General features: G+C 48.5%; 12 protein-coding genes. 9 read left to right on the forward strand and 3 right to left on the reverse strand.

The annotated features are described in order from the left end of the window. Positions 1-2: 2 nt before the first annotated feature. On the forward strand, positions 3-665 hold the full coding sequence (locus DWX59_RS20930) for a nitroreductase family protein (RefSeq protein WP_117561086.1): 663 nt from the start codon (positions 3-5) through the stop codon (positions 663-665). 386 nt (positions 666-1051) lie between these two features. On the opposite strand, the gene DWX59_RS20935 is transcribed toward DWX59_RS20930, so the two are convergent. The 3 genes from DWX59_RS20935 to DWX59_RS20950 form a co-directional block, all read right to left on the reverse strand. Next, on the reverse strand, positions 1052-2926 hold the full coding sequence (locus DWX59_RS20935; RefSeq protein ID WP_235845127.1) for a collagen-like protein: 1875 nt from the start codon (positions 2924-2926) through the stop codon (positions 1052-1054). 510 nt (positions 2927-3436) lie between these two features. Further along, positions 3437-4933, reverse strand: coding sequence for a BclA C-terminal domain-containing protein (locus tag DWX59_RS28570; RefSeq protein ID WP_353626779.1), 1497 nt, complete (start codon positions 4931-4933; stop codon positions 3437-3439). A gap of 362 nt (positions 4934-5295) precedes the next feature. Then, a complete protein-coding gene (locus DWX59_RS20950) occupies positions 5296-5649 on the reverse strand; it encodes a helix-turn-helix transcriptional regulator (protein ID WP_117561148.1) in 354 nt (117 codons plus the stop codon). A 262-nt stretch (positions 5650-5911) separates the two neighbouring features. Between DWX59_RS20950 and DWX59_RS20955 the strand changes: the two genes are divergently transcribed. The 8 genes from DWX59_RS20955 (at position 5912) to DWX59_RS20985 (ending at position 12445) form a co-directional block, all read left to right on the forward strand. Further along, positions 5912-6493 carry a TetR/AcrR family transcriptional regulator gene (locus DWX59_RS20955; RefSeq protein WP_117561087.1) on the forward strand — a complete coding sequence of 194 codons (582 nt, stop codon included), beginning with the start codon at positions 5912-5914 and terminating at the stop codon, positions 6491-6493. 103 nt (positions 6494-6596) lie between these two features. Beyond that, entirely contained in the window at positions 6597-7442 is an 846-nt protein-coding gene (locus DWX59_RS20960; RefSeq protein ID WP_117561088.1) for an ABC transporter ATP-binding protein, read from the forward strand. Further along, positions 7439-8122 (forward strand): fluoroquinolone export ABC transporter permease subunit, encoded by a 684-nt coding sequence (locus DWX59_RS20965; RefSeq protein ID WP_117561089.1) that lies wholly within the window; start codon positions 7439-7441, stop codon positions 8120-8122. The genes DWX59_RS20960 and DWX59_RS20965 overlap by 4 nt, the downstream gene beginning before the upstream one ends. Further along, on the forward strand, positions 8119-8817 hold the full coding sequence (locus DWX59_RS20970) for an ABC transporter permease (RefSeq protein WP_117561090.1): 699 nt from the start codon (positions 8119-8121) through the stop codon (positions 8815-8817). The genes DWX59_RS20965 and DWX59_RS20970 overlap by 4 nt, the downstream gene beginning before the upstream one ends. A gap of 10 nt (positions 8818-8827) precedes the next feature. Then, entirely contained in the window at positions 8828-9739 is a 912-nt protein-coding gene (locus DWX59_RS20975) for a cation diffusion facilitator family transporter (protein WP_117561091.1), read from the forward strand. A 46-nt stretch (positions 9740-9785) separates the two neighbouring features. Then, complete coding sequence (locus DWX59_RS29685) at positions 9786-9914, forward strand: hypothetical protein (RefSeq protein WP_002591420.1); 129 nt, start codon at positions 9786-9788, stop codon at positions 9912-9914. A gap of 464 nt (positions 9915-10378) precedes the next feature. After that, on the forward strand, positions 10379-10642 hold the full coding sequence (locus tag DWX59_RS20980) for a DUF6870 family protein (protein ID WP_117561092.1): 264 nt from the start codon (positions 10379-10381) through the stop codon (positions 10640-10642). A gap of 120 nt (positions 10643-10762) precedes the next feature. After that, a complete protein-coding gene (locus DWX59_RS20985) occupies positions 10763-12445 on the forward strand; it encodes a recombinase family protein (RefSeq protein WP_117561093.1) in 1683 nt (560 codons plus the stop codon). Positions 12446-12697 lie beyond the last annotated feature (252 nt).

A 12697-nucleotide genomic window follows, 5' to 3' on the forward strand; every position in this document is an offset into this window, starting at 1 on the left:
TTATGACGGAATTAGAAGCAATCAGGGCAAGGCACGCAGTTAGGAATTATACTACAAAACCACTTCCACCTGCAATTATTGATGGACTGAAAGAAGAAATCGGGCAGTGTAACCGGCTGGGACAGTTGCATATTCAGTTAGTAACGGACAATGAGGGTGCATTTAAAAGCTTCATTCCCTTATTTGGGAGATTTAAAAATGTAAAAAACTATATTGCTCTGGTAGCAAAAATGCAAGGCGATTTTTATGTGAAGAGTGGCTATTTTGGAGCACGCCTTATGATTAAAGCCCAACAGGCAGGTCTTAATTCGTGTTGGGTCACAAGCACATACAATGCGAAAAAGTGTCAGGTTACGTTAGCTCCTGATGAGGAATTAGTTGGTGTCATTGCGATTGGTTATGGCATGACTGATGGCAGGCAGCATAAGTCAAAGAGCATGGAACGTTTATGTAAGCCATGCAGTGATAAATGGTTTATAAATGGCATGAAAGCGTCGGTGCTTGCTCCGACGGGCCTTAACAAACAGAATTTTTTCATCGAAGCGAATGGGAATACCGTATCCATCCACACAAAGGACAATCGCCCGATGTCCCAGATTGATACCGGCATTGTGAAATATCATTTTGAGATTGGCGCCGGAAAAGAAAATTTTAATTGGGGATAATTAACAATAAAGCTGCCGCAATATCACCGACTAATGCCAGTGGGATTGCAACAGCCTTATTTCAAGGACAGCCATATGGTACCGCCGATAATGACGATTGCAGCTTGCTGTCCTGTCTGACTGTTCTCACTGCCAGGGGCTGGGTACTTGTTATTATATTCGTATTAGTTCCGGCAGCCCCGTGGAATTAGATGGGGAATCGGATAAGGGATTGGACATGTTTGTATTTTGGGTATAGTTATCATACATATAAACTGCCCCTTAACTTTGCGATGAGTTTAAGGTATGATTGCCGGGGAAGGCAGATAAAAGGATATTATGGCTCTGCCCCGGCAAAAAGATTTATACCAGCAGTGTCACATGTTTACTGTATAAGCTGCATGGATTTATCTGGTGAGTATTTCTGCTTTACATGCAGAAACAAAGGTGGGGTCACTGTTATTGGCACCTACAAGTACTAGAATGCCAAATTCATTGACCAGAACAGTTCCTTGTCCCACCGTCTGCCCTCCAGCCTTGATACTGGCGCCAGCAGTTCCTACCGGAAGATAGGAACGGACAGCGGCTTCGCAGTCCGCACCGCAGCCTGTTGGTGTCGGCGTTGGTGCAGGAAGGTAAGTGATGGCATCATTATAAGTTGTACTAGTAATCCTTACCGAAGCAATCCGGCAAATGGAAACGGCTTCCTGTGCCACGCCTTGGTTATTGGTTAGCTGGAGAAGGCCGGCATTGGGATTAGTATTAGGGGCTGGCAGAAGGCTGCCTGGACGGCCGCTTGCGTTGTCCCCGCTTTCCATTGATACCACAATATTATCAGTTGGATAAAGCTGAATTATCTGCTGAAGTACATTTCGCATCTGAGCAACACATGCACAGGCTACGCTGTCACCGGCAGGTCCGGTAGCGCCCGTGGGACCGGTAGCGCCCGTGGGACCGGTAGCGCCCGTGGGACCGGTAGCGCCCGTGGGACCGGTAGCGCCCGTGGGACCGGTAGCGCCCGTGGGACCGGTAGCGCCCGTGGGACCGGTAGCGCCCGTGGGACCGGTAGCGCCCGTGGGACCGGTAGCGCCCGTGGGACCGGTAGCGCCCGTGGGACCGGTAGCGCCCGTGGGACCGGTAGCGCCCGTGGGACCGGTAGCGCCCGTGGGACCGGTAGCGCCCGTGGGACCGGTAGCGCCCGTGGGACCGGTAGCGCCCGTGGGACCGGTAGCGCCCGTGGGACCGGTAGCGCCCGTGGGACCGGTAGCGCCCGTGGGACCGGTAGCGCCCGTGGGACCGGTAGCGCCCGTGGGACCGGTAGCGCCCGTGGGACCGGTAGCGCCCGTGGGACCGGTAGCGCCCGTGGGACCGGTAGCGCCCGTGGGACCGGTAGCGCCCGTGGGACCGGTAGCGCCCGTGGGACCGGTAGCGCCCGTGGGACCGGTAGCGCCCGTGGGACCGGTAGCGCCCGTGGGACCGGTAGCGCCCGTGGGACCGGTAGCGCCCGTGGGACCGGTAGCGCCCGTGGGACCGGTAGCGCCCGTGGGACCGGTAGCGCCCGTGGGACCGGTAGCGCCCGTGGGACCGGTAGCGCCCGTGGGACCGGTAGCGCCCGTGGGACCGGTAGCGCCCGTGGGACCGGTAGCGCCCGTGGGACCGGTAGCGCCCGTGGGACCGGTAGTGCCGGTGGGACCGGTAGCGCCCGTGGGACCGGTAGCGCCCGTGGGACCGGTAGCGCCCGTGGGACCGGTAGCGCCCGTGGGACCGGTAGCGCCCGTGGGACCGGTAGTGCCGGTGGGGGCGGTAGCACCCGTGGGACCGGTAGCGCCTGTGGGACCGGTAGCGCCTGTGGGGCCGGTAGCACCCGTGGGACCGGTAGCGCCTGTGGGACCGGTAGCGCCCGTGGGACCGGTAGCACCCGTGAGTCCAGTAGCGCCAGTAGGCCCGGCAATACCGGTAGCACCAGTGAGCCCGGTAGCGCCAGTCGCTCCGGTAGGCCCGGCAGTGCCGGTGAATCCGGTAGCACCCGTGGGTCCGGTAATTCCAGTGGCACCAGCAGGCCCGATTGGCCCTTGAATGCCTTGAGGTCCGGCAGGGCCAGTAGGCCCGGTGGGGCCGGCAGCTCCAGTTGCGCCGGCAGGTCCAGTTGCGCCGGCAGGTCCGGCGGGCCCTTGTATACCTTGGGGGCCCTGGGCCCCAGTAGCCCCTGTGGGACCATTAAGGCCCATGGGACCGGTCGAACCAATCGGTCCGGTTGGGCCTACATAACCTTGTGGTCCCATGGCTCCGGTAGGACCGGGTGGTCCCTGTTCACCTGGGCATCCGCGAAGCCCCATTGGGCCTTGTGGCCCGGTCGGGCCGACACATTCAATTGGACATATTCCCGGACAGTGGCAGCGACAGGGATTGGAACAGCATTCCTGATTCCCGCCGGTTCCAAATGGTGGAACAGGAAATCCTGTTATTTGATTGGACAAATCCAAATCCTCGTGGTAATTATGATACATCAATCTCCCTCCTTTAATTAGTTTAAGGTTAAGGTGCGAATAAGCTAAGAGGGCTTATCCAGCCTTAATGGTTTAAAATGCAGCATTTGACAAATGCATGGTAATGTCGGTCGGCGTAATGTCTCAATATGGCAGCAGATAACCGCTGTATTACGGCAGTATAACATGCCATGGGACATGCTCATATCTAAATGGTTTTAAGAATGTCCACATCTGACCTGTTTGGGACGGAACCACTGGTTTCTATAATTTTGGGGCCGGATATCCGGCCCCTTTTTATAATTATCATACGAGACGTACCACTGCCAGGCTTGCGCCGGTACCCCCTTGCAGGATGGCTGTTCCTAATAATCCGAACAGCTGCAGTTCCAGCGTATCACCAGCAGTCAGATTGGCAATAAGGGTTGCCGAGAAATCGCTGGCAGATACAGCAGGAGATACAACAGAGCCGGCCAGAGCCGCGCCATTCCTCAATATACGGGAGGACAGCAGCAGTGCGGCAGTGGTTCGGACTGTATAGGTTATGAGATAAGAACCTGTTGCCGGTACGGTAAAGATTGTATTGGCAGCATTGACCGTAAAGCTATCTAATACCTGGTCATTAGGAAGCGGAACCGCTGTACCTCCCACTACTACGGCAAGGGTTGTTCCTGATGTGTTAAGGGCGCTCATACTGTTGGCAGTAACAGAAGTTCCGGTAGCACCTGTGGCGCCGGTAGGTCCTGTGGCGCCGGTAGGTCCTGTGGCGCCGGTAGGTCCTGTAGCGCCGGTAACACCGGTAGCTCCAGCAGCGCCGGCTGCCCCTGTAGGTCCGGTAGGTCCTGTGGCTCCGGTAGCACCGGTAGCTCCAGCAGCGCCGGCTGCCCCTGTAGGTCCGGTAGCCCCGTTAGCGCCCGTAGGCCCTGTAGGTCCGGTAGCCCCGTTAGCACCCGTAGGCCCGGTAGGTCCTGTAACCCCGTTAGCGCCTGTGGCACCCGTAGGTCCTACAGCCCCAGCAGCGCCGGTAGCCCCTGTAGGTCCGGTAGGTCCGGCGGCTCCGTTAGCGCCTGTGGCGCCGGTAGCCCCAGCAACGCCAGTAGCTCCTGTGGGTCCTGTAGGCCCGGCGGCTCCGTTAGCGCCTGTGGCTCCGGTAGGTCCGGCAACCCCGTTAGCGCCAGTGGGCCCGGTAGCTCCGGTAGGTCCGGTTACTCCGGTAGGTCCGGTTACTCCGGTAGGTCCGGTAGTTCCGGCTGTTCCGGCGGCGCCGGTTGCTCCGGTAGGCCCAACCGGCCCCTGGAGACCCTGTGCGCCAGTAGCCCCGGTAGGTCCAGCCGGTCCCTGAATACCCTGTGCGCCAGTAGCGCCGGTAGCACCGTTGGCTCCGGTAGGTCCGATGAGGCCCTGGATGCCCTGCGGCCCGGTTGCCCCGGTAGGTCCAGCCGGTCCCTGGATACCCATTGCTCCAGCCGGTCCTGTAGCGCCCGTAGCTCCTGTAGGCCCCTGAAGGCCGGTAGTGCCTGTGGCACCTCTAAGCCCAGCCGGTCCCTGAATACCCTGTGGTCCCTGGATACCCTGTATCCCGGTAACACCAGTCGGACCCTGTATGCCCTGTGGTCCCTGAAGACCGGTGGCGCCTGTGGCTCCCCTTGGCCCGGCAGGACCCTGTATGCCCTGTGGTCCCTGAGGTCCAACAGCGCCTGTAGCCCCGTCAAATCCCCGCGGCCCCATTGGCCCGGTCGGTCCGGTCGGTCCGACATATCCCTGCGGTCCCATGGCACCTGTGGCCCCGGTTGGTCCCTGCATGCCAGGGCATCCCCGTGGTCCCATGGGTCCGGCAGGCCCGGTAGCGCCGTTGTTAAAAGGAAAATGGCTTATACCCCGTAAATAAGGGAAAAAATAAAATAAGAGCTTATCACGTTACCGGACAAGCGCCGCCCAAGCAGAGACTACGGGTGGCGTTGTCCGTAGTGAGGCGGAAAGGACGACAATTCCCATGCTTCGGGCCAAGTTGGCCCGAGGTTCCGCAGGGTTTGGGGATGGCCCCAACAAGCGGGATTTTTCAGGTTTCGGCGGGAACCAGAACATGGAAAATTCGCAAGTGTATAGACACTTACATCGCTTGCCGTTTAGCGCAAACCCGTTAACCGCATGAAAAAACGGGGGTTTTATTCCTCCGCTTCTCTGGCTTTCTGTATTCCTTTTATCGTATCAGTTACTATGACTAAATCAGTTTCATCAATGCCGTTGAGGAGTTCGTCGAGTTGGCGGCGCTGTGTGGTCTTATCCGGCGCTTTTGCTGGAAAGAAGATTTGGTCTACCGATATATCAAAAAAAGTTACAAGCTCATAAAAAATTTGTAGGCTTGGGTGCTGTCCGCTGTTCTCAATGGATGCAATATAGCGCGGCGCAATGTTCTGCCTGTCCGCTAACTGGTTGCGCGATATACCCTTTGCCTTTCTTGCTTCTTTTATGGCTTGACCGAAGGCCTTAAAATCATACTTCGCTTTGACCTGCTTCATATTTTTCACCATACTACATTTTACCGTTCACCTTTTCGTTTTGGATATGATTACACATAGCATAGTATTAATGGTAATATAGCATATTATTTGTGAAGTAAAATTTTGAATAAAGATAAAGCTTCCCCAACTGATATACAATAATTTTAGATAAGGGGAAGTCTAATAAAATAATTTTAGACTATCTCTTGACAATAAAGAAAGCAAGTGATATATTATATATGACGATATGAAATATTTAGTCATAAGGAGGTGAGAAAAATTGCCGCGCTTTACAGAACAAGAAAAAGAAATCATAAACAGGAAACTTTTGATAGAGGGGGAAAAGCTGTTTGCAGCACACGGCTTGAAAAAAGTAACGGTTGATGATTTAGTAGCTGCTGTAAATATATCGAAAGGTTCATTCTACGCTTTTTATCCGAGTAAAGAACACTTATATGTAGAAATCAATTTTCGCTTACAGAAAGAGCTATTTACTAATATTGAAACAGCAATTAAAGGAAGAAAGTATGAAAATCATAGGGACTTAACAAAAGATGTTATCACTTTGGGGGTAACTGGGTTAATTAATTCTCCTATTCTTTCGCAGATTGATTTGTCTTTAATGGACTATCTGCAAAGGAAACTTTCGCCAGATATATTTGACAGTCATATGCACAATGATATACATATACTGGAAATGCTTGAAGATTTAGGGGTTATTTTTACGATTCCGCATACGGTTATCATAAAATCCCTGTATTCTGTTTTATCCTGTTTGGAACAGTTCAAGGAGGATAAAGAACTGAATATGATACAAAATCTTTTAGTGAATGGCATTGTTCAACAAGTAGTAGCAGAGTAATAATTTTGTTTGGTTATTTGACAGGCAGATAGCCAAACATATTTTTTACAATTTATATGACTATATATTTATATAAGTCACAAAGTCTAAGGAGGACAAAATAATGATTGATGTAAAAAGACTGTATTTTAGCTATACTGACAAACCGTTTGTCGAGAATATAAGTTTCCATGTTGGGAAAGGAGAAATTTTTGGATTTTTGGGCCCTTCTGGTGCCGGAAAATCAACCATTCAAAAAGTTTTGACCGGACTTAATACAAAATATAAAGGCAGCGTAAAAGTTGCAGGTACAGAAATACGGGAGCGCACAAATCGGTTTTATGAAAATATCGGTGTTGATTTTGAATTTTCAACCTGTTATGAGAAATTCACTGCACGACAAAATCTCGCCTATTTTGCTTCTCTGTATGAAAAGCAGCCCCGGTCTATTGACGAACTATTGCATATGGTTGGATTGGAAAATGACGGAGATAAAAAGGTTGGCGATTTTTCCAAAGGTATGCGTTCCCGCTTGAATTTTATCAAAGCGTTGATACATGACCCAGACATATTATTCCTTGATGAACCGACAAGCGGTCTTGACCCTACGAATAATCGTTTGATGAAAGATATTATCCTTGCAGAAAAGAAACGTGGAAAAACGGTTATCATTACTACTCACAATATGTTTGACGCAACAGAGCTATGTGATCAGGTAGCCTTTATCGTTGCCGGAAAAGTAAGCGCATTGGATAGTCCGCATAATTTGATTATGTCAAGGGGGGCTGCAAAAATACAATATACCTACTATGACAAAGGTGAGAAAACGGGAGAATGTCTGCTTGATAGAACCACAGAAGATAAGTTATTGAAAAACTTAATTTCCGAAAACCGTCTGCTTTCCATTCATAGCAGTGAGCCTACATTAAATGATATTTTTGTAGATATTACAGGGAGGACACTTCAATGAGATTGGGACGTTTAATTTGTGGTGATATACATTTCCAATGGAAATATGGTTTCTATTTTATCTACTTTATTTTAACCGTTTTATATGTGTGTGGGATTGCCGCTTTGCCCGAACATTGGAAAACGGATATTGCTTCTATTATGATATACTCTGACCCGGCAGCAATGGGATTGTTTTTCATGGGAGCGATTGTTCTTTTGGAAAAAAGTCAAAAGGTATTAAATGCTATGGTGGTATCTCCTGTAAAAATATCTGAATATATACTTTCAAAAACAGTTGCGTTGATTGCTATTTCTACGGTAATTGCATTGATATTAGGGTTAGTTTCCGGCAGCAATCATTTGCTTGGTATCGCAGTTGGTACTGCTTTGACATCAGCAATCTTTACTATGCTTGGAATTATTGCAGCTACAAAGATTTCAAACTTGAACCAGTTTCTTATTGTAATTATGCCGATAGAAATTGTTTGCTTTGTTCCACCTATTGCTGGTCTGTTTGTGACTTTACCAGATGTGTTTTGCTTTTTTCCGTTCATGGCTTGTATGAACCTTATAACTGGAAAAAGTATGTTACTATCGTTCGATATGGTAATTGTAATTGCTACGTTGAATATCCTCTACATAATTGCAAGGGATACAGTTGAGCATATGTGGAAAAGTTTGGGAGGTGTAAAGCTATGAAAAGGATACTATCCAGTGCCATACAAGTATTTAAGCAAATCAAAAGCGACCCTATGATGTTTGCGGCTTGCTTCACCCCTTTTATTATGGGAGCTTTAATCAAATTTGGTATTCCACTTTTTGAAAGAATAACAAAGTTTTCTTTACAAGGATACTATCCGATTTTTGATTTATTGCGTTCTATCATGGCTCCTGTACTGCTTTGTTTTGCATTTGCCATGATTACGTTAGAGGAAATTGATGATAAAGTATCGCGGTACTTTTCAATTACTCCTCTTGGTAAGGCGGGGTATCTCTTTACAAGGTTGGTAGTACCCGCAATTATTTCAGCGGTCATTGCTTTTATCGTACTTTTGCTTTTCTCATTAGAAAAGCTACCCACTAGAATGATGATTGGTTTAGCACTTCTCGGTTCGGTACAGGCAATCATTGTTTCACTTATGATTATTACCTTATCCGGTAATAAATTAGAGGGTATGGCTGTAACAAAACTTTCTGCACTTACACTGTTAGGCATTCCAGTTCCTTTCTTTATAGATAGTTACTACCAGTTCGCGGTTGGCTTCCTCCCATCATTTTGGGTAGCAAAAGCCGTACAGAATGAAGCAGTTCTTTATTTTCCCATAGCATTGGTAGTAGCTTTGATCTGGTACTACTTTCTTATAAAACGTCTGTTTCGGAAGCTGGCAGGATAAGGGGGCATATATGAATAAAAATAAAATCCTGCCAAACGAAAATGTAAATACGGCAATCCGGGTTTCCACAATTACACTAATCATCAACCTGATTTTATCGCTGCTTAAATTTGCCGCCGGATATATAGGAAAGTCAAGTGCCATGCTGTCAGACGCTGTTCACTCGGCCTCTGATGTATTAAGCACAATCATTGTGATGGCTGGAATTAAAATATCAGAAAAACGGCCTGATAGAGAACACCCCTATGGGCATGAACGTATGGAATGTGTGGCTTCCATTATTCTTGCTGTTGCATTGGCTGTAACAGGAGCCGGAATTGGATATTCAGGTATTAAGAAAATCTTTTCAGGGCAGTACAATACATTTTCCGTACCCGGCGGAATCGCACTCACGGCGGCAGTTGTATCCATTGTAATAAAAGAGTGGATGTACTGGTTTACGAGAGGTGCTGCAAAGCATACAAATTCTGACGCACTTATGGCTGACGCATGGCACCACCGCTCTGACGCACTCTCGTCAGTTGGTTCTTTAATTGGCATTTTAGGAGCGCGTTTGGGCTTTGCCATTCTTGACCCTATTGCAAGCGTTGTAATTTGCAGTTGTATCTTAAAAGCTGCTTTGGACATTTTCAGAGAAAGCATTAACAAAATGGTGGATCATAGCTGTGACAATACTATAGAAACAAGAATTAGGGAACTTGTACTTCAACAGCAAGGGGTTGAAGGTATTGATGATTTAAAAACCCGCATGTTTGGAACGAAAATGTATGTAGATATTGAAATATTAGCCGATGGCAGCTTAGTTCTCTATGACGCTCACCGAATTGCCGAGGAAGTCCATCAGGCGATTGAAAACAGCTTTCCACAATGTAAACATTGTATGGTACATGTTAATACTAATGAACTTTCCCATTCTGCATAGGACGGGGAAGAGGATTTAAGGTCACTGAAAGGAGGTGAAGTAGGTTATGGAACAATACTGGTGGATTATCATGATTGCGGTTTTGATTGTCGTTGGCTTACTTAAAATGGTTATTATGAAAAAATACAACGATAAAAAGAATCCCAAAAAGCGTCCGCATAATGATGAAGATTAGTAAAGAGCAACTAAAAGGGAAAACGGCTATCTGTGTAGCAGCACAAAACGGCGGTTTCATTTCAAACCGCCGTTTTCTTTTTTTCAAACATTGGATTACGGAGGGTGTATTAAAATCCCCCCTTTTTAAGGACACGGCGGTATCAAGGAGGTATCGCTGTGTCATTATTTTATCAACATAATTCAACAATCTTTTCGTCAAAAAAAGTCCGCCCACCACCACGGGACATTCCGACTTCATAGATGAATATACACATCATTATAATGCTGTTCATATTTCCTTTGCGCCCGATTGTGTTTTGCAGTCGGGCGTTTTTCTTTTCTTACAAGACAGCATATCAAGTTGACCCGAGGTCTTATGAGCAGATGGCAAAGGGCGGCGCGTGAGAATGGGCCGCCTTTTGTCATTTCCTCATAGGACAATCAGGGAATGACATACACATGGAAGAAAGGGGGCGAATATACATGCAAAAACAAATTCATTTAGCGGAGCTCGCGGGTGTTGATATAACCACAGTCAACAAAGAGGACTTAGTTGACGTGTCCGGGCTGGCCTTCGATAACACGATTCCGAGAGAACAGCGGGCGGCGCAGGTGCTCCGCAAAGTAAAAAATCCGTACTGCTTTCGGGTGGGCGATATGGGCGTAAAACTGGAATTTCTGGATAGCGCCCCGCCCCTTGAGGATTGCTTCACCGACTTCCTACAACGTAAAAAGAGCGGCCTGTAACCAATGTGCAGGCCGTTTGCGTCGGCCTCTGGGCGAGATTTGCAACGGCTCGACAACATTGCTCACACCACCTATAAAGGGTATAATATAGGTGTAACGTGATAGGGGAAGGAGGTTCACATGGCACGCAGAAGCCGTACTATCACAGATACAAAAAAACAAGAATTCAGGGTATGGAGAATTGCAATCTATATCCGGCTTTCTAAAGAGGATGCCCGAAACAATGACGAAAGCGAAAGTGTTTCAAACCAGCGGGCTATCATTGAAGAACATATTGCCAGCTTTAATGACGGAGACGAATATATTATTGTTGACGAGTATGTAGACGACGGGATTTCCGGCACAACCGACGACGAGCGGGACGATTTCCAAAGAATGTTGGGTGACATTAAAAAAGGCCGCATCAACTGTGTGATTGTAAAAGATCTTGCCCGTTCTTTCCGAAATTACAGCGATCAGGGCTATTATTTAGATGATTGGTTTCCGAGATTTAACGTCCGTTTTATATCCCTCTATCATCAGTCATTAGACAGCTACAAGGAGCCGCAGAATATGCGGAGTATCGCGGTTCCCATTCAGGGCGTTTTGAATGAAAACCATTGTGCCGAGACTTCTGATAAAATCCGGGAAGTGTTTGATATGAAGCGGCGCAACGGGGAACACATTGGTTCTTTTGCCGCTTACGGATACATAAAAGACCCTAACCATAAAAACGCCTTAATAGTTGACGAAGAAGCCGCCGAAGTAGTCCGGGACATTTTCGCAAAATTTCTGGACGGAATGAGTAAAAACGCGATTGTTCAGTATCTCAATGAACACGGCGTACTTTCCCCCGCCGCCTATAAGCGGGAGCGGTTAGGGCTTAAATACCAAAATCCAGGCATTGACCCGGCAAAGCGGCCCTTGTGGGGCGCAGTGACAATCACCACGATTTTGAAAAACCGTATGTATTGCGGGGATATGGTACAGGGCCGTTACCGTGTGAAAAGCTATAAGATACACGTTCAGGAGGTCGTACCCGAGGACGAATGGTACATAGTGGAAAATACCCATGAAGCCATTATAGACCGTGACACCTTTGATAAAGTACAGCGGTTATTGCTCCGGGACACCCGGACGGCCCCGCAAAAAAAGCAGATTTATCTGTTCAGCGGTTTCCTTCGGTGTGCTGATTGCGGTAAGGCTATGACCCGAAGCAAAGTAGGCGGGACGGTTTACTATTATTGCCGTACCTACAAAAACCAATCTAAAAGCGCCTGCACGAAACACACAATAAAACATAACCGCTTAGAGGTAGCCGTTCTCTATGCGATACAGCAACAGGTTTATTTGGCGGTTGACTACACTAAGACCATAGAACGGATAAACCGGGCTCCGCTCGTCAAAAGCCAGTCCAAGAAACTGGCGGACGCTATCAAGCAGAAGGAACGGGAACTTGCCAAAATTGCCCGATACAAACAAGCAATCTATCAGGATTGGAAGGACGGGGAAATTACCCATTCCGACTACCGCCACATGAAAGAGGACTACGGGGAACAAGCCGAGGCACTAAATAAAGTCATTGAAAAGCTCCGGGCCGAACAGGCAGAGCTTGAAAATGGCATTGATACCGAAAACCCGTTTTTGAAGGCGTTCAGGCAATACGGCAATATTGAAAAGCTGACAAGAGATGTTCTGATTGAATTGGTTGACCATATCAAGGTATACGAGGGCGGGAACATCAGCATAGTATTTCGGTTCGCTGATGAGCTCCGCAGAATACAAGAGTTTATCGAGGTCAACAATCCGAGCGAAGCGGTTTAGAAAGACCGCGTTTTTATAGGTAGTACGCTTTCCTTATAAAAATGGCCCGGTAGGTCCCATGGGTCCGGTTGGCCCTCTGCCATGGCACCCGCATCCGCATCCCGGGTCCGGAGGAGGGCAGGGGGCAGGAGGGCAGGGAGCCGGAGGGAATCCGTTTCCGCAGCCTGGCCGGCGCTGTCCCATGTTCATGGAATTACCGCGGCTGTCCATATTATAGTCATTATATTGATTCATCCCATTTGGAAAATTAAA

It is taken from the genome of Enterocloster aldenensis, assembly GCF_003434055.1.
Lineage (GTDB): Bacteria > Bacillota > Clostridia > Lachnospirales > Lachnospiraceae > Enterocloster > Enterocloster aldenensis.